This window comes from Schaalia radingae (assembly GCF_900106055.1).
Lineage (GTDB): Bacteria > Actinomycetota > Actinomycetes > Actinomycetales > Actinomycetaceae > Pauljensenia > Pauljensenia radingae_A.
Genome location: NZ_LT629792.1, coordinates 1,804,994 through 1,823,145 on the forward strand (window position 1 = coordinate 1,804,994; position 18,152 = coordinate 1,823,145).

Genomic DNA, 18,152 nt, shown 5'->3' on the forward strand with positions numbered 1-18,152 from the left:
TCTATGAGGACGAATTACTTCGCCTTTTCGATGATCTCCGCGACGCGCCAGCGCTTGGTGGCTGACAGCGGGCGGGTCTCCATGATGCGAACGAGGTCACCGACGTGGCACTCGTTGTTCTCGTCGTGGGCCTTAACCTTTTTCCTCTTACGCATGACTTTGCCGTAAAGTGCGTGCTTCATGCGGTCTTCGAGCTCAACGACGACGGTTTTATCCATCTTGTCGCTGGTCACGTAGCCACGACGAACCTTACGGAAATTACGTGCGACAGCCTCATTAGTGGTCTCGGACATGCGACTCACTCCTTCGTAGTGGGGGCTGTGCGGAAGCCGAGCTCCCGCTCACGGCTAATGGTGTAGATCCGGGCAATGTTGCGACGAACTACCTTCATGCGTCCATGGTCCTCGAGAGAACCGACGGCTTGGGAAAAGCGCAGGTTGAACAGTTCAGCCTTAGCTTTCTCGAGCTCCTTGGACAGCTGTGCTGCGTCCATTGCATCCAGGTCGGCGGTCGTCAGACCTTTGTCGGCCATCAGAGTTCACCACCCTCTCGGACCACAAATCGGGTCTTCATTGGAAGTTTGTGCTGGGCACGGCTCAGAGCTTCGCGAGCGAGCTCCTCGGAAACGCCGCCCAGTTCGAACATAATGCGGCCCGGCTTGACGGGGGCGACCCACCATTCAGGAGCGCCTTTACCGGAACCCATACGGGTTTCTGCGGGCTTCTTGGTCAGCGGGCGGTCAGGGAAGATGTTGATCCACACCTTGCCGCCACGCTTCACGTGACGGGTCACTGCAATACGAGCTGCCTCGATTTGACGGTTCGTGACATAGGCGCCTTCAAGAGCCTGGATGCCGTAGTCGCCGAAGGCCAGCTCGGTGCCGCCTTTAGCCACACCAGTGCGGTGTGGACGATGCTGCTTGCGGAACTTGGTCCGACGGGGAATGAGCATAAGACTCAGGCCTCCGTTCCTTGATCGGCAGCCGGCTGTTCGGCCTGGGGCTCAGTCTGAGCCTTTTCTGGCTGCGTGTTTTCGCTTGCGCGTTCCTGGTTGCGCTGACGTCCACCGCGTCCCTGGCCTCCACGGCCGCCGCGACGGGGTCCGCGACGATCACCGCGGCGTCCGCCGCGGTTCTGCTGCTCAGCCTGCTGGCGAGCAAATTCGCGCTCGGTCATGTCGCCCTTGTAGATCCACACCTTGACGCCAATGCGACCAAAGGTGGTACGAGCTTCAAAAAAGCCGTAGTCGATGTTCGCGCGCAGGGTGTGCAACGGCACACGGCCTTCACGGTAGAACTCGGAGCGAGACATTTCGGCTCCACCCAGACGGCCGGACACCTGGACACGAATGCCCTTGGCGCCTGCACGCTGTGCGGACTGGATGCCCTTACGCATGGCGCGACGGAACGAGACACGTGCTGCGAGTTGCTCGGCGATGCCCTGAGCAACCAGCTGTGCGTCCAGATCGGGGTTGCGAACCTCGAGGATGTTGAGCTGGACCTGCTTGCCAGTCAGCTTCTCGAGAGATTGACGCAGGCGATCTGCCTCGACGCCACGACGTCCGATCACAATGCCGGGACGCGCGGTATGCAGGTCGACGCGCACGCGGTCGCGGGTGCGCTCGATGTCAACTTTCGAAATGCCGGCGCGCTCAAGGCTTTCAGACAAAGCGCGACGAATAGCAACGTCTTCGGCTACGTAATCTGCGTAGCTCTGGCCTTTGGTGGTTGAGTCGGAGAACCAGCGGGACCGGTGATCGGTGGTGATTCCCAGACGGAACCCGGTTGGGTTAACCTTCTGCCCCATTACTGGTCTCCCTTCTGCTTATCGTCCTTGGTGCCCACCACAATGGTGATGTGGCTGGTGCGCTTGAGGATCCGTCCGGCGCGTCCTTGTGCGCGGGGGCGGAAACGCTTCATAGTCGGGCCTTCGTCCACAAAGGCTTCGAGGACCAGCAGGTCGGCTTCGTCAAAAGCCTCCCCTGCCAGCTCAGCCTTGAATTTGGAGTTGGCGACAGCGCTGTGAAGCACCTTCTGGACATCGGTTGCGACGGCCTGCGGAGCGAACCGCAGAATGTCGGCTGCCTCCAGGACACGCTTGTTGCGAACTTCGTTCACCACGCGGCGTGCCTTCTGGGGCGTGACGCGAACGTAACGCGCCTGCGCCTTGGCTTCCATGAAATCCTGCCTTTTCTTCCCTAGGGCCGGCTCAGCGCCGACGTCCTTTGCGATCGTCCTTGTCATGGCCTCGGAAGGTACGAGTGGGAGCGAATTCTCCCAGCTTGTGACCCACCATCGCCTCGGTGACGAACACCGGGACGTGCTTGCGGCCGTCATGCACCGCAAATGTGAGGCCCAGGAAGTCTGGGGTGATCACTGAGCGGCGTGACCATGTCTTGATGACGGCTTTTGAATTGGTTTCGTTGGCCTTGTCGACTTTCTTGAGCAGGTGGTCGTCGACGAAGGGGCCCTTCTTCAAACTACGCGGCATATTTTCAGCTCCTTATCAGCGCTTCTTGCCGGTCCGGCGACGGCGCACGATAAGCTTGTCGCTGGCCTTGTTCGGACGACGGGTACGGCCCTCGGGCTTGCCCCACGGTGACACCGGATGGCGACCACCAGAGGTACGGCCCTCACCACCACCATGCGGGTGGTCGACCGGGTTCATCACAACACCGCGAACGTGGGGGCGCTTGCCCTTCCAACGCATACGGCCTGCTTTACCCCAATTGATGTTGGAGTGATCGGAGTTGCCGACCTCGCCAACAGTTGCACGGCATGCAGCGTCAACGTTGCGGATTTCACCGGAAGGCATACGCAGTTGCGCGAAGCGGCCTTCTTTGGCAACGAGCTGCACAGACGCTCCAGCGGAACGCGCGATTTGCGCGCCGCCACCGGGCTGCAGCTCAACTGCGTGCACGACGGTACCGAGAGGGATGTTACGCAGCGGCAGGCAGTTACCTGGCTTGATATCAGCCTGTGGGCCTGCTTCCACGCGGTCACCCTGATACAGGTTGGCTGGTGCCAGGATGTAACGCTTGGCTCCGTCCTCGTAGTGCAGCAGTGCGATGCGCGAGGTGCGGTTCGGATCGTATTCGATGTGAGCCACAACGGCGGGGATGCCGTCCTTGTCATGGCGACGGAAGTCGATCACGCGGTAGGCGCGCTTGTGGCCACCACCGCGGTGACGCGAGGTCACGCGGCCGTGCGCGTTACGACCACCGGTCTTGCTCAGCGGACGCAGCAGCGACTTTTCTGGCGTAGAACGCGTGATTTCAGCAAAGTCCGACACACTTGAGCCGCGACGGCCCGGCGTTGTGGGCTTGTATTTGCGGATTCCCATAATGTTCCTCTACCTCTCCGGCTGCCTTCAGGCCTGATCGCCGAAGATGTCGATGGTGCCTTCGCGAACGGTCACGATTGCTCGCTTGACGTCCTTGCGCTTTCCGATTCCGTTGCGGGTCCGGTATTCCTTACCCTTACGGTTCTGGGTCGCGACAGAGGCAACCTTGACACCAAAGATTGCCTCGACAGCAATCTTGATCTCGGTCTTGTTGGCGCGAGGATCAACTTCAAATGTGTACTTGCCCTGATCCATCAGGATCGATGACTTCTCAGTCACGACAGGCTTCAAGATGATGTCGCGCGGGTTCTTGGTGGATTCGAGTGCGCTCACTTGGTCTCCTCCTTAGTACCGAGGAAAGTCTCGAGGGCGCCCTTGGTGAAGATGACATCGTCGTTGTCGAGGACGTCATAGGTGTTGAGCTGATCAACCCACAGAATGTGAGTTTCCTGCAGGTTGCGCAGGCTCAGTGCCGTCAGATCTTCACCGCGTTCAAGGACCACCAGGACGTTGTCGTTGCCAGCAACGATTGTCCGCAGAGCTTTCAGAGCTGTCTTGGTGGACGGCTTGTCGCCCTCGAACAATGAAGTCACAACGTGAATGCGATCGTTACGAGCGCGATCGGACAGTGCGCAGCGCAGAGCGCCGACCTTCATTTTCTTCGGGGTGCGTTGTGCGTAGTTACGCGGCTGAGGTCCGTGAACCACTCCGCCACCGGTGAACTGCGGTGCGCGGATGGAGCCCTGACGAGCGTTACCGGTTCCCTTCTGGCGGTACGGCTTCTTGCCGCCGCCGGAAACCATGCCACGGGTCTTGGTCGCGTGTGTTCCCTGTCGGGCCGCAGCAAGCTGCGCCACGACGACTTGATGCATCAGCGGAATGTTCGCCGGCACGTCAAAAATTTCACCGGGCAGGTCGATCGTGTCGACCTTCTTGCCCTCACGGTCGAGCACATCGATCGTGCGCGTGGTTTGGTTATCAGTCATGTCACGCACCCTTCACGGACGTGCGAACCAGGACGATACCGTTCTTCGGGCCGGGGATTGCGCCGGTAATGAGCAGGAGGCCCTTTTCGGCGTCCACAGCCTGGATCGTCAGATTCTGAATTGTGCGGCGCGCATTGCCCATACGGCCGGCCATGCGCTGTCCCTTAAAAATGCGACCAGGTGTTGCACAGGCACCAATGGAGCCTGGCTTGCGGTGATTGCGGTGGGCGCCGTGAGAGGCTCCCACACCTGCAAAGCCGTGACGCTTCATCACACCGGCAAATCCCTTGCCCTTGGTGTTTCCGGAAACGTCAACATGCTGTCCCGCTTCAAACACGGTTGCGTCGAGTTCCTGCCCCGCTGCGTAGTTATCGGCCTCGGTTGTGCGAACTTCGGCTAGGTGGCGACGTGGTTCCACGCCTGCCTTGGCAAAGTGTCCCGCGAGAGGCTTTGTCACCTTGCGGGGGTCAATCTTGCCGTAACCGATTTGAATCGCAGAGTAACCGTCAACCTCTTCGGTACGCACCTGTGTGACGACGTTGGTGCCGACCTGCACGACAGTGAGCGGGACAAGACGCCCTTCGGCGTCCCATACCTGGGTCATGCCGAGCTTGCGGCCCAACAGCGCCGTCATGGGCGTGCTGGCCTTCTGCTTGGTATCAGTTGTCATTGCAGATGTCCTCAGAGCTTGATCTCAATATTGACGTCCGCAGGCAAGTCAAGACGCATAAGCGAGTCGACGGCCTTCGGAGTCGGGTCGATGATGTCGATGAGCCGCTTGTGTGTGCGCATCTCAAAGTGCTCGCGGCTGTCCTTGTATTTGTGGGGCGACCGAATGACGACGAACACGTTCTTTTCGGTCGGCAGTGGCACCGGGCCCACGACCGTGGCGCCCGCGCGTTGCACGGTCTCCACAATCTTGCGCGCGGAGCTGTCGATGACCTCGTGGTCATAGGACTTAAGCCGGATGCGGATCTTCTGTCCCGCCATGCCGTCTACCTCTTCTCGTACAGCTTCGTCACCGGTCCCCGCATTCGGGCGTGTCGCAATTCGCGACACATTCGTACGCGGTTTCCCTCGGGTGAGGGACGGACCGTTGTCTTATCTAAAGAACTCGGGCTATAAAGCCCGGCCAGATGTTGGTCTGGATGAGCCCCACCCTCGCGGGGCAACCTGATTAGTTTGACAGAAAACCCCTCGTTGGTTCAAGTCCGCTCAGGCAAAAACCGATGTGAATCACCTGACAACTAGCCTGCTATCCAGCTTTTATGCCTTGCTACGGGCCCACGGAGGCACATTCTGTCACCCTGCTGCCAAGAATTGTCGCCAGTATCACTATCGCTGGTGCACCCCCTCACTTACCCCAGCCTGCCCATCCGCACTATGCCCGCGTGCCATCCTTCCACCTCACCCTGTCTCTCTGCAGCCTGTCACTCGGCAGTCTGCCCTTCCACAATGTGCTCGTCGGTTCATTTCTCAGCGCTCACTTGCTCCCATCTCCACCTCATGCCCCTTCCCCACTTGATCCCCTCACCCCCATAGCCCCTTCTTCCGCTCGGGCCCTCCCCACTTAGTCCTGTCCCTCACTTGCCCTATCCCCCAGTTCCCAACTGTCGATCTGAGGGTCGAATCGACGATTCTCCGCTGAGACTTCCTCGCATCACAGCTGGTCAAGGGGCTGCTAGGGAAGCAGGACCGGAACTTTCAGCCTTCAAATCGACACTCGGGTAGAGGGAGGGAAGTCTTAACGAAAAGATCTGCGGAGTATCCGTGTTCGAAGTTTTTTCGGAACTCCTTCGAGAAGCATTCGCAAACAATAGATGTTAGGTCTAGCACATAGGCATACCTACAAGATTGTTCGCGTAGCCGATCGGAGGAGTTCTTGCGGCGCCACCGCGCCTTCACTCCTAATCTCTGCAGAGACTTCTTTCCAGCACTGCCCTTTCCCCACCTCTACCCATCTGTCGATCTCAAGGACACCTATGGAAGGACATCCCTTGGCGCGACTGCATCGGTGCAGGTCACAGCCAATTCACCTTCGTTTACTCAAACGGAATGCTGCCGAGATCGACAGTTGGGTAAACAACCGGTGGGAAACAGGCAGATAGACAGCTAGGAGCAAAAAGCTCGAGGCGGAACAGTTCAAAGTAGAACGGCTCAGGCCGGAACAGTTCGGAACGCAAGAAGAGATGGGGCCGGAACAGTTCGGAGCGCGAAAAGGTGCCAGACCCGAATTCGTTGGAGCATACAGCGCCATCGCCGCGTAATAGCGACAGAAAGCATATACACGCCCCTTGGCTATTGATCTCACGGTCAGACAATGGGAAGCACGAATCACACTGGGCCGACAAAAGGGCGGAGAACGCTAAAGGCCGGAGCAGGCTAAGAGACGGACTACAGCTAGGAGCCGGAGCCGCCAAAAGACAGAGCACGAGAAAAGGGCGGCGCTACCAAAAGGCAGAACACGCTTCAGGCCAGAGGGCGCCAAAGGAATGGGCGCGCTTTGAAACAGAGCACGCAAAAAGACAGAAACGGCAAGAAGATACAGCAGCACAAAAAAGATGGGCTTGGAAGCATCTTTCGATGCCACCAAGCCCATCTCAGCTCATTCGGCTCACCGCCAGGCGCCCTCGTCAATACCGACTCAAACGGCCCAAACGGGGAACCTCGCGAGTGCCAGCGCCAGTTACAGTCGGCTCAATGCCAACTGCACCCAGCTACCGAATCACTTATCGATTTCGGTCACACGACCTGAACCAACGGTGTGGCCACCCTCGCGGATAGCGAAGCCCAGGCCGGGCTCCATTGCGATGGGGTGAATCAGTTCAACGGTGATTTCTGTGGTGTCGCCAGGCATAACCATCTCGGTGCCCTCGGGCAGCGTGATGACGCCGGTGACGTCCGTGGTACGGAAGTAGAACTGAGGACGGTAGTTGGAGAAGAACGGCTTGTGACGGCCGCCTTCGTCCTTCTTCAGGATGTAAACCTGGCCCTTGAAGTTCGTGTGAGGCGTGATGGAGCCGGGGACGGCCACAACCTGGCCGCGCTCGACATCTTCGCGCTTCGTGCCACGCAGCAACAGACCGCAGTTCTCGCCTGCCCATGCTTCATCCATGGACTTGTGGAACATTTCGATACCGGTGACGGTGGTCTTCTGGGTCGGGCGGATGCCGAGGATCTCGACTTCAGAGTTCAGAGCCAGCTTGCCGCGCTCGACACGGCCGGTCACAACGGTGCCACGGCCGGTGATGGTGAAGACGTCCTCGATCGGCATCAGGAACGGCTTGTCGAGATCGCGCTCAGGGGTCGGGACGTACTCGTCCACTGCATCCATGAGCTCTTCGATTGCCTTCGTCCACTTCTCGTCGCCCTCAAGAGCCTTGAGCGCCGAGACGCGGATGATCGGGGCGTTGTCGCCATCGAAGTCCTGAGAGTTGAGCAGGTCGCGGCATTCTTCCTCAACGAGCTCCAGCATTTCCTCATCATCCACGGCATCGCTCTTGTTCAGAGCAACAAGGATGGTGGGGACGCCGACCTGACGGGCAAGCAGAACGTGCTCGCGGGTCTGAGCCATCGGGCCGTCGGTTGCTGCGACCACCAGAATTGCGCCGTCCATCTGGGCTGCACCGGTGATCATGTTCTTGATGTAGTCAGCGTGACCGGGGGCGTCAACGTGTGCGTAGTGACGCTTCTCGGTCTGGTACTCCACGTGGGAGACGTTAATCGTGATGCCACGATCGCGCTCTTCAGGAGCGTTGTCGACGTTCTCGAACGGCGTGTACTCGTTCAGTTCCGGGTACTTGTCGTGCAGAACTTTGGTAATTGCTGCTGTCAGCGTCGTCTTGCCGTGGTCAACGTGTCCGATGGTACCGATGTTGACGTGCGGCTTGGTGCGCTCGAACTTGGCCTTCGCCACTTGTGTCCTCCTGGACTCGGGTAGATGTTCTCAGCCTATGGCTAGGTGTTAGCTTAACACCCACAGGGCGTGAGATCCTACAGGGTTTCTATTGAATTGGAGTGCGGATCTGCGCTGCAGCTTTCACACTGCCCCTTGACAGTGATCCCCGCCACCTCGCTCACCGGAATCCCGGCGCTATCCGTCTTGCGCTGCACTGACGCTCCGGTCTCGACCGATCGGTTCCGGCGCGGGACCCCGCTACTGCGAGGTCCCCCACCGCTGACCGATCTGACCAGTGCAATCACGCAGCGCAACAGGCAATAGCACTACGGTACACCGATCGGGGTTGATCCGACCCCGTGGGACTCACTCGCCCCGAGACTTTCCGACGATTTCCTCTGAAACGCTACGAGGAACCTCGGCGTAGCTGTCGAACTGCATCGAGTACACGGCGCGTCCCTGGGTCTTGGACCGCAGGTCGCCAACGTATCCGAACATTTCCGACAGCGGAACTTGCGCGCGAACAACACGCACACCATGCTGCTCATCCATTGACTGGATGGCACCACGACGAGAGTTCAGGTCGCCGATCACGTCGCCCAGATATTCATCAGGCGTACGCACCTCGACGGCCATAATCGGCTCAAGAAGAACCGGCTTCGCCTTCTTGGCGGCTTCACGCATGGCCATTGAACCTGCGATCTTGAACGCCATTTCAGACGAGTCAACTTCGTGGTATGCACCGTCAAGAAGCGTGGCTTTGACATCCACCATCGGGTATCCAGCCAGAACACCGGAGTGCATGGCTTCCTGAATACCAGCGTTTACAGAGGGGATGTACTCACGCGGAACGCGGCCACCGGTGACTTTGTCCTCGAAGACGTACTCTTCTTCGGAATCGCTCGGCAGCGGCTCCAGCATGATGATGACGCGGGCGAACTGACCCGAACCACCGGTCTGCTTCTTGTGAGTGTATTCAAACTTTTCGACGGTCTTACGGATCGTCTCGCGGTAGGCGACCATCGGCTTGCCGACGTTAGCCTCGACCTTGAATTCGCGACGCATACGGTCAACAATGATGTCGAGGTGAAGCTCGCCCATACCACCGATGATGGTCTGGCCACTTTCCTGGTCCAGCTCAACGGTGAAGGTCGGGTCCTCTTCAGCCAGCTTCTGGATGGCGACGCCCATCTTTTCCTGGTCAGCCTTCGACTTCGGCTCGACAGCCACGTGAATAACGGGCTTCGGGAAGGTCATCGACTCCAGAACAATCTGATCGTTCAGGTCACACAGCGTGTCGCCGGTGGTGGTGTCTTTCAGACCGATCACAGCGTAGATGTGACCAGCGTGCGCCAGATCAACCGGGTTCTCCTTGTTGGAGTGCATCTGGAAGATCTTGGAGATACGCTCACGCTTACCCTTGGTCGAATTCATGATCTGGGAGCCGGCTTCCATCTTGCCGGAGTAGACGCGGATGAAGGTCAGCTTGCCGTAGAACGGGTGCGCCGCAATCTTGAATGCCAGCGCTGAGAAAGGCTCGTTCTCATCGGGATGACGAACGAGGTTCTCTACCTCAGAGTCATCACCAGGTTCGAAACCGCTGACGGATTCGATATCCAGAGGTGAGGGCAGGAAGCTGATCACACCGTCCAGCACGGGCTGAACACCCATGTTGCGCAGTGCGGTACCGCAGTAGACCGGGAAGGCCTTGCCTGAAACGGTCAGCGCACGCACGCCTTCCTTGATCTGGTCAACGGTCAGTTCGCCGTTTTCCAGGTAAGCTTCCATGAGCTCGTCGTTGCCTTCAGCGGCGGCTTCCATCAGAGCCTCACGGTATTCCTCGGCCTTGTCCTGCAGGTCGGCGGGAATCTCGCCTTCCTCGACGATGGCACCAAGGGTGGGCTTACCGTCTGCGTCAGTTGCCGGGTAATGGAAAGCCTTCATTGACAGCAAGTCAACGTTGCCTTCGAAGGTATCCTCGGCGCCAATGGGCAGCTGCATGACGATCGGGTTCGCTTTGAGGCGATCCTTGATGGTCTGCACCGAGTAGTAGAAGTCGGCGCCCAGCTTGTCCATCTTGTTGATGAAGCAGATACGTGGGACGTTGTACTTGTCGGCCTGACGCCACACGGTTTCTGACTGAGGCTCCACACCTTCCTTACCATCGAAGACAGCCACGGCGCCGTCGAGCACACGCAGTGAGCGCTCAACTTCCACCGTGAAGTCCACGTGGCCAGGGGTATCGATGATGTTGATCTGGTTGCCTTTCCAGAAACAGGTCACAGCAGCCGAGGTAATCGTGATGCCACGTTCCTTTTCCTGGTCCATCCAGTCAGTGGTTGACGCACCGTCGTGCGTTTCACCGATCTTGTAGTTAATGCCCGTGTAGAACAGGATGCGTTCAGTCACGGTCGTCTTGCCGGCATCAATGTGAGCCATGATGCCAATATTGCGGACCTTCCTCAGGTCTGTTAGCACTTCTTGTGCCACGGAGTTGTCCTTCGCTTCGTCGTGCGTTCTTTCGGTGATCCCCATTAACGAGGGCGGAGCCCCGCTGGGGATTAAACAGCTGGCAAAAGTATTATTTCACGCAGCATGGTTGTCAGCGGCGTCAGAGGCCGCCCTCGGGAATGGAAAAATCACCAACGGTAATGGGCGAATGCGCGGTTCGATTCGGCCATCTTGTGCATGTCCTCGCGGCGCTTCACAGCGGCACCGAGGCCGTTGGACGCATCGAGAACTTCGTTAGCGAGACGCTCGGTCATGGTCTTCTCACGACGTTGACGCGAGAAGTCAACCAGCCAGCGCAGAGCCAGAGTGGTGGCGCGGGCCGGGCGAACCTCAACCGGAACCTGGTAGGTAGCGCCACCGACACGGCGGGAACGCACCTCAAGGGCTGGGCGGATGTTGTCCAGAGCGCGCTTGAGAACCACCACTGGATCCTGCTCGGTACGCTCACGCACTGTCTCGAGCGCGCCGTACACGATGCGTTCAGCCAACGACTTTTTGCCGTCGAGCAGAACACGGTTGACCAGTTGCGAGACGATCTTGGAACCGTAAACCGGATCGTCGACAAGCGGGCGCTTGGGAGCTGGGCCTTTACGAGGCATTACTTCTTCTCCTTCTTCGCACCGTAACGTGAACGAGCCTGCTGGCGGTTGCGCACGCCCTGCGTATCAAGTGATCCGCGGACAATACGGTAACGGACACCAGGGAGGTCCTTCACACGACCACCGCGGACGAGCACGATGGAGTGCTCCTGGAGGTTGTGTCCCTCACCTGGGATGTAAGCCGTCACTTCGATGCCTGACGAAAGGCGCACACGGGCAACCTTGCGCAGCGCAGAGTTCGGCTTCTTCGGGGTGGCGGTGTACACACGGGTGCACACGCCACGGCGCTGAGGCGAGCCCTTGAGCGCAGGCGTCTTCACTTTGCCGCGCTTGGAGCTGCGCCCTTTGCGGACGAGCTGCTGGATTGTAGGCACTGAAAAATTCTCCAGTCGTTGTGCACTCTGATGACTGTGTTTGCCTGTGTCAGCAGCTGCCCCGTTGTCGGGCCAGTGTCCGGTTGAATTTCGCTGCCGTGAGTTCGGCGGCGGATCGTTGCCGGTTGACGAGGGCAAGCCACGCATCGTCGTGCGTTTTCTTGTGTGGTGCCCGGCGTAGCGCAGGCACCCTGGCTTCAGTCAGCCCGATATTGTCAAGTCCCCTGACTGGGCAGCGTTGATCCATCAGGGGCCGGCGCGCCATGATGTCCGACGGTTAGCGTGCTGCTCAGCTTGTTCTGCTGTGCACCCAAGCTGTGGGGCCTGCTGCCCGTGCGGTCAGAGAATGACGCCCGGAGCTCCGATGGCACGAGGGCGAGGGGGCGATGTCCGTCCGCTCGGTATCCTCCTTGTGGAGCCCGATGCTTGTATCACCGGTTGTGGCGCTGCGTCTTGATCACTGGTGCGATCAGTGTCGCATCGCCGCCAGATCGTGTGATCAAGCGGTCAGGTGACCCGATGTACTCGGGTTACCGCATTTCAGCTTAGTTTGTGGGCGGCGGGCACGTCAATTGTGTACGGCGTGAGCTAAGGCGCATTCTGGACGGAGGCGCGGTCGGAGTGGATTGTTAGGAATGGAGTCACGGGAACTTCCGACGCCTCGCGGCAGGCCGCTTACGGCGACTGCCGGGCGACCTTCCAAGGAGGGCTTCCCATCGACCCCGTCCCTTCCTCCGCCCCTGCTCCTCTTACTCTTACTCTTACCCTTACCTTACCCTTACCCTTACCCTTACCCTTACCCAACTGTCGATTTCAGCACGATCTTCGGCACTACCTTTCATAAAAACTGTTCTTGACCTGCGGTTTTAAAAAACATCTTGTCGAATCGCGCCTCGAGATCGACAGTTGGGTGAAAGAAAGGAAGGGAGGGAGTAGTGGAAGGAAAGCGGAAAGATTGCCCGGCGACCTCCCTGCAGAAGTTGTCCCGATGGAATCGTGGAATATTCCAAGGCGAACCGACCAGAGGGAATCCTCACGGCCGAGGGTACCCGCCCGGCTCAAGCCGAGTTATCCACAAGTATCACCCCTACCACCACCGTATCCACAAGCTGCCGCTCTTATTGCCGCATACGCCGCTTCCCCATGTCATGCTCTTTCAGCCATGCAACTCGACATAACCGTCCGCACGCCCAACACAACCATCACGCATCCAGCTCTATCGCCACACAGTCAGTGCTCGACAACTGGGCACCCTTAGAAAGGAGGTATCCGAGTGACCACCTACATCGAGCACCTTCACCTCGCTACAACCTCGCGCCACCGCCGCCTCAGCGCCCTTAAGAAACAAACTGGTCAGTACTACGCGCGCGTTAAGCGAGGCGTCACGTGGCGCATCGATCCCAGCGCTACCCAGAGTGAAACGTGGAAGATCCGCAATGATGCCGCCTTGGCACGGATTGCGGCCACCTGTCTGACGCATCCGCACGCGACATTCATAGGCCCATCTGCAGCTTTGCTCCACGGCCTGTGGTGCTGGGACCGTTCGCCTGACGTTCACATCCTTACGCATGGCAGACCAGGAAACGAATCCCCGACCTTGCCTCGGATTGAGATTCGCTGCGGCCACCCTCGGCGATCCCCCATCGAAGCAAGCAGAATTTCTATCCCAGCTGCCCGAATAATGCGACACCAGGTACCAGCTGTCGGGCCGATACGCACGGTCAGAATCCGCGGATCCAGCATCGACCGCGGGCGTGAAAGCGACGTGTCGGGGTCGCGCCGTCGAATGCTGCTACGTGTGGCGACACTTGAGGACACGCTCATTTTGTGCGCTCTCACGATGCCGGCGAGCCACGCGTTCGTGACGCTATGCGACGGGATGCGTCGGCTGAGTCACTTCAACAAGCACCATCAGGACAGGTCTCGCAAGGCTGAAGAGCGTGTGCGAGCTGCTCTGGTCCGCCAGCTTAGTCGCTTTCCGAGGGAGCATCGCAATGTGGCTCGCGCGAGATGGCTCATACAGCATGCGGATGCGGGCTGCGAATCAATTGGCGAGGCGATGCTGCTGTGGATAGTTCGCAGTCGGAAGCTTCACGCTGTGCGCACACAGTTTGAAGTGCGCCAACGCCCAGCTGAGAGCCTTGCTGGAGCGCGCTCGGCGAGCGTGTACTTCATCGATATTGCTTTTCCGCGCGAGAAGGTCGCACTTGAATTTGACGGCCGCAGCAAACGAGGCGTGTCGCACTCACAGATCGCTCACTCTTACCAATCTGAGGGCAGGAGGCAGCGAGATTTGGAGGCGCGCGGCTGGGTTTTCGAACGCTTCATTTGGGACGATTTGCACCACCCTGAGCATTCGGCTGCGCGGATCGAAGCCCGGTTGCGTGGGACGCGCGTGGAAAGCGCTGATCGACGTATTGGTTCTCCGAATCGACGAGGGAGGCCGCGAGCGCCCGCGCGAGATCGGTGCCAACGAGTTGAATGCAGATGCCCTGAATGTGGTGCACTGTTGAATGTGCTTGCTTCGTGAAAGAACTGCCGAAAACTGCATGAAGGTGCCGAGCTCTACCTTGGTGGTACAGCTCGGCACCTAGAGACTAATCGGCGTGACTAAGCGTGCAAATTCGACAGGTCTTCGATCTGCGAATTAGTTGCTTACAGCGGCACACCAAGGTCTTTCAGGAAGTTGCGAGGGCCATCGTATTGGATCGCAATGAGGCCGGCGAACGCTGCGAGAGCGCCAAAAAGAACGAGCTTGAAGAGTTTTTTGATCACGGTGTCTCCTCCATTTGACTAGTGGATCAACGTAGTCAATTCTATGTGCTTCTCTGCGCCAATGCAGGGACTCGATACTGTTCTTCCGCCGTTAATAGTCTCCAATTCCCACCTCCTTCTCTCCCCTACTGTCGATTTCAAGGCCCATCCGACGGTTCTCTCCACGCATCTCGATCCACAAATGCCTGCTGGCCAGTGACGATGCGTGGGGCACCCTCGTCAATTGGGAGGATACGGCAGCCAAATCGACACTTGGGTGGACAGGGCGGCGGGGAGGGAAACAGCACCATTTTGCGACTGTGGCAACCAAGATCTGAAGAAACCTCGGACACAAAATCGCCAGAGGCCTCGGAAGCGTCACGACACTCGATGTCAGAGCCAAAAGGCCACATCACGGCGCTCTTAGTGCCCGTTATTTGCCCCTCCACTTTGGGCGTCGCCACTGTCAGTTTCCTCAGGCGCTGCGCCTTCGGCACCGATATCCTCTCCAGCCAACTCGGCCCTCCGGTAAAGGCGCTCCAGCGCGTGAGCTGCACCTTCAGCCTGCATGCCGTTCGTCCAGTAGAGCGAATGAGCCGAGCGCTGAATACCTGTGCGCCGGCTCCCCTGGCAAAATAGATCCTCCGCAACGCAAAAGTCACGAATCCGGGTGGCAAATTCAGCTAAAGCCTGCGAGTGTCGCGGCAACATCCCGTTAAAACGCGGATCGTAGTCGCCGCGGTTATACGGCATCGACCCAACAAAACCAGGATCACCGTATAGCTCGACGGCAGCAATCGCCTTCCGCGCAGGCTCACTCAGTCGCTCGACATCGCCCATGATCAGCCGGTCTTCAGGCTTGCTCAGCGTCTCAGCGACAACGATCGCGCCCTGCGAATAACCCACGAGCACGTATTTCTGATTCGGGCACCGAGCTGCGCCATCTTCAAGCATCGCGGTCAGAGCTAAAACCCCGTCTTCGACGGAAGCATTAACGTCAAAACTTGCGGGATATTCCAGCGCAATGGCACGCGCGTCTTTCGACCATTTCTCAACGATCTCGCCCGCTACGGCATCAGTGAGGCCACCGCCGCCGGTCTCCTCATTCGTTCCACGCGCATTAATCGCCACGACGTCCACGCATTCTCCGGTGGTCATGAAAGACTGCTCGGCTGGATGGCTGGATTGGGACTGGTCGGGGGCAGCTTCGATGGGGTTGTCGGTTTCGATTTCCGATTGGTTCGACAAGGTTGACTGATTCGAAAGGGCGGATTGAGCGAGAGACTGCTCCGGCTCGGCAGGGCTGTTACCGGCCACACACCCGGCTGCAGTGAGTGCCGTCACAGCAATCAGCGCAGGTAGTCCGAGCTTTCTCATCCGTCACTCCCTCTCGGTTCCACCCAAATTCTACCCATTAACGAGGGAGACTCCCATCTACTGCTACACGCAGTACGCTCCAGATCGGCATCAGTGAGTTTTCTCGATGTTTCGGGCCGACTTTGACGATCCATATTCTGGGAATCGTCGGCAGATCTGTACTTTCCTTCTCCCTCTCCTTCCCTCTTTCCCCGTCTGTCGATCTGAAGGGCAGGTCACCGGCAATCGCACCCACGGACGAGGCATTTGCACTGGTCAGGAGTAACCTCACGGGAGGTAGAGCCGTGATGAATCCAGTGAGAGGCTTCCAGGTCGACAGGTGGGTGCAGAAAGAGTTTGATCCACAATTATGAATTGGGTCTGTACGGGCAGCAGTACTGTTCCGTAGTGTGGTGCACATGACACGACGATCACGACGCGCCGCGCGCACTAGGCTGCTGGTTCCAGTAGTGGCCGGAATGATCATGCTGGCTGCATGTAGCCAGGCACAAGACGGGCAAAGCAACAACATTGAAGTCTCTGCCAATCAAAGTGGGTCAGGCGATGCAGCCCACAGCATACCCATGTCGGGCGAGTACCCGGTCTTGCCCGACGGGAAGCTCGGCAGGCCCGTGGACTGGGTGGAACCACACGAACCACAACTGCCCAGTGCTGCCACCAACATGGACGCGTTCGGGGCACGCTACTTCGCCGAGTACTACCTCAACCTCCTCGCATACTCCATCAACACCGGCAACACCACCACCCTCAAAAAAGTCAGCAGCCCAGACTGCAAACTCTGCCAAGTCAACTTAACGAAAATCGCTGATCAATACGAAAAAGGAGGATGGGCGGAAGGCATAGGGTATGAGGTCGCCGAGTTCAACGATGTTCTCACTCATCCAGATGATGAGAATCTCTACTTCGTAGAAATGCTTGTCCAAGCAGCGCCATACACAAACTACTCAAATGACTCCATTTCTAACTACCCTGACAAAGAACTGGTATTCCAGGTAGAAGTCCAAGCAAGAGAGCGGTCCTTCGTCACCAAGTCGTTATACGCCGAATCACCTGAAAGCCCCCAGTCATGAGTGCATTCCATCTCGTCGAGCCCGTTTTAGCAATGTCATTTCTTGTCATGAGTGCACCTGTAGGAGACACAAATGACAGCTGGGATCAAGACATTCTTAAGGCAGACAATAACGTGCTGACTGTCAAACACACCTTTACCCAGGTGGTGTCGGTGCCTGGTGTGGAGGGTGCTGGCGTGGAGAATGTTGACGCCGCTGGTGCTGGTGGTGTGGTTGAGGTTGTTGAGGGGCCGGTTGGTGGGTTTCGTGTACCGGGCTGGCAGGTGCGCTGCAAGATCGGCACCGGCACAGCCGGCGCCACACCAGCAGACAAATGCACCCCACCACCAACAGAAAAACCTGAAGGAAAAGAACCAGACCAGCCCGCCACTCCGTCAACCGACACCATCGCACGCACAGCCCTGAACACCATCACCCTACGCGGCGCAGGCCTGACCATCCAACCACACCAACACGCCTTCACCGAAGTGCCCTCCAACATCTACGCCGCCACCCCCACCCAAACCCACACCCTCACCGTCTTCAACCACACCGTCACCCTCACCCTTCACGCCTCCACCTACACATTCGACTTCAACGACCACACCCCGCCACTGGTCACCACCACCCCAGGAAACCCCTACCCCAACATGGTGCACACACACTCATGGCAAAACGAATCACCCCACCAAACCGTCACACTCACCACCACGTGGGACGTCACACTAACCAACCCGTTCACCGGCACCACGCACACAATCCCTAGCATTACAAGCACAAGAGAAACCAGCGCCCCATTCCTGTTAACCAAACCCCACCAAGTCCTCACCGACCACGCCGAAAAAACCCACGGACACTAACCGAACAGAGAAACCACAAAGAAAACCGAGAAAACACCAGCTCATTCAAGAAAGATAACCGCCTCGACATCGCAATCGGTACTTCCTTGAAAGAGACAGTGACTGAGCGGGGAGGGAGTCGCCAGACCACACAATGAATCTCTCTCGCGCACCTTAAGCTTTCCCTCACCGCACAGGCTCTCCTTCACCGCACAAGGAAACTCGCCACGCCACAACGAGGAGCCCCCACCACACCGCTTAAGGCAACTCGCCCAGTCGCGGAGGAAATACTCCCCTCAGCGCACAAAGAGCCTCACCACACCGTAACGAGGGACTTCATCACACCGTGCAAGGCACCACACCGCGCCATAAAAAGAAGCGGCTGGTGCAAGCCCGCCGCAATTCGCGGGCTTACACCAGCCAC

19 protein-coding genes are annotated in these 18,152 nt (G+C 58.4%); 3 read left to right on the plus strand and 16 right to left on the minus strand.

Annotated features, from left to right (window positions below; all coding sequences use genetic code 11):
• Positions 1-14: 14 nt before the first annotated feature.
• The 15 genes from rpsQ to rpsL form a co-directional block, all read right to left on the minus strand.
• Positions 15-293 (minus strand): 30S ribosomal protein S17, encoded by a 279-nt coding sequence (gene rpsQ / locus BLT69_RS07935; RefSeq protein WP_058237159.1) that lies wholly within the window; start codon positions 291-293, stop codon positions 15-17.
• A 5-nt stretch (positions 294-298) separates the two neighbouring features.
• Positions 299-532, minus strand: coding sequence for a 50S ribosomal protein L29 (gene rpmC, locus BLT69_RS07940; RefSeq protein ID WP_058237160.1), 234 nt, complete (start codon positions 530-532; stop codon positions 299-301).
• The gene (gene rplP, locus BLT69_RS07945) at positions 532-951 is read right to left on the minus strand and encodes a 50S ribosomal protein L16 (RefSeq protein WP_058237161.1); all 420 of its coding nucleotides are present in this window, start codon (positions 949-951) and stop codon (positions 532-534) included. The genes rpmC and rplP overlap by 1 nt, the downstream gene beginning before the upstream one ends.
• Positions 952-956: 5 nt before the next feature.
• Entirely contained in the window at positions 957-1,805 is an 849-nt protein-coding gene (rpsC, locus tag BLT69_RS07950) for a 30S ribosomal protein S3 (RefSeq protein ID WP_058237162.1), read from the minus strand.
• Complete coding sequence (rplV, locus tag BLT69_RS07955; protein WP_058237163.1) at positions 1,805-2,176, minus strand: 50S ribosomal protein L22; 372 nt, start codon at positions 2,174-2,176, stop codon at positions 1,805-1,807. Before rplV ends, rpsC begins: the two co-directional genes overlap by 1 nt.
• A gap of 31 nt (positions 2,177-2,207) precedes the next feature.
• Positions 2,208-2,489: a 30S ribosomal protein S19 gene (rpsS, locus tag BLT69_RS07960; RefSeq protein WP_058237164.1), complete on the minus strand. Its 282-nt coding sequence runs from the start codon at positions 2,487-2,489 to the stop codon at positions 2,208-2,210.
• 15 nt (positions 2,490-2,504) lie between these two features.
• On the minus strand, positions 2,505-3,341 hold the full coding sequence (gene rplB, locus BLT69_RS07965) for a 50S ribosomal protein L2 (protein ID WP_058237165.1): 837 nt from the start codon (positions 3,339-3,341) through the stop codon (positions 2,505-2,507).
• A gap of 27 nt (positions 3,342-3,368) precedes the next feature.
• Positions 3,369-3,674, minus strand: coding sequence for a 50S ribosomal protein L23 (gene rplW, locus BLT69_RS07970; RefSeq protein ID WP_058237166.1), 306 nt, complete (start codon positions 3,672-3,674; stop codon positions 3,369-3,371).
• Complete coding sequence (rplD, locus tag BLT69_RS07975) at positions 3,671-4,327, minus strand: 50S ribosomal protein L4 (protein ID WP_058237856.1); 657 nt, start codon at positions 4,325-4,327, stop codon at positions 3,671-3,673. The genes rplW and rplD overlap by 4 nt, the downstream gene beginning before the upstream one ends.
• 1 nt (position 4,328) lies before the next feature.
• Positions 4,329-4,997, minus strand: a complete 669-nt coding sequence (gene rplC, locus BLT69_RS07980; protein ID WP_070726979.1) for a 50S ribosomal protein L3 — start codon at positions 4,995-4,997, stop codon at positions 4,329-4,331.
• A gap of 11 nt (positions 4,998-5,008) precedes the next feature.
• Complete coding sequence (rpsJ, locus tag BLT69_RS07985; protein ID WP_058237857.1) at positions 5,009-5,317, minus strand: 30S ribosomal protein S10; 309 nt, start codon at positions 5,315-5,317, stop codon at positions 5,009-5,011.
• A 1,735-nt stretch (positions 5,318-7,052) separates the two neighbouring features.
• The gene (gene tuf, locus BLT69_RS07995; RefSeq protein ID WP_058237169.1) at positions 7,053-8,243 is read right to left on the minus strand and encodes an elongation factor Tu; all 1,191 of its coding nucleotides are present in this window, start codon (positions 8,241-8,243) and stop codon (positions 7,053-7,055) included.
• A gap of 348 nt (positions 8,244-8,591) precedes the next feature.
• Entirely contained in the window at positions 8,592-10,715 is a 2,124-nt protein-coding gene (gene fusA, locus BLT69_RS08000) for an elongation factor G (RefSeq protein ID WP_058237170.1), read from the minus strand.
• Between the two features lie 149 nt (positions 10,716-10,864).
• Positions 10,865-11,335: a 30S ribosomal protein S7 gene (gene rpsG / locus BLT69_RS08005; protein ID WP_058237171.1), complete on the minus strand. Its 471-nt coding sequence runs from the start codon at positions 11,333-11,335 to the stop codon at positions 10,865-10,867.
• Positions 11,335-11,709 carry a 30S ribosomal protein S12 gene (rpsL, locus tag BLT69_RS08010; protein ID WP_058237858.1) on the minus strand — a complete coding sequence of 125 codons (375 nt, stop codon included), beginning with the start codon at positions 11,707-11,709 and terminating at the stop codon, positions 11,335-11,337. The genes rpsG and rpsL overlap by 1 nt, the downstream gene beginning before the upstream one ends.
• A 40-nt stretch (positions 11,710-11,749) precedes the next feature.
• Between rpsL and BLT69_RS10840 the strand changes: the two genes are divergently transcribed.
• Positions 11,750-11,890 (plus strand): hypothetical protein, encoded by a 141-nt coding sequence (locus tag BLT69_RS10840; protein ID WP_157886383.1) that lies wholly within the window; start codon positions 11,750-11,752, stop codon positions 11,888-11,890.
• A 2,996-nt stretch (positions 11,891-14,886) separates the two neighbouring features.
• Here BLT69_RS10840 and BLT69_RS08020 read toward each other — a convergent pair.
• A complete protein-coding gene (locus BLT69_RS08020) occupies positions 14,887-15,840 on the minus strand; it encodes a cutinase family protein (protein ID WP_092648784.1) in 954 nt (317 codons plus the stop codon).
• A gap of 398 nt (positions 15,841-16,238) precedes the next feature.
• Between BLT69_RS08020 and BLT69_RS08025 the strand changes: the two genes are divergently transcribed.
• Together BLT69_RS08025 and BLT69_RS08030 are read left to right on the plus strand one after the other, a co-directional pair.
• Positions 16,239-16,910: a DUF6318 family protein gene (locus BLT69_RS08025; RefSeq protein ID WP_157886384.1), complete on the plus strand. Its 672-nt coding sequence runs from the start codon at positions 16,239-16,241 to the stop codon at positions 16,908-16,910.
• Between the two features lie 47 nt (positions 16,911-16,957).
• Positions 16,958-17,749, plus strand: coding sequence for a hypothetical protein (locus tag BLT69_RS08030; protein ID WP_157886385.1), 792 nt, complete (start codon positions 16,958-16,960; stop codon positions 17,747-17,749).
• Positions 17,750-18,152: the final 403 nt, after the last annotated feature.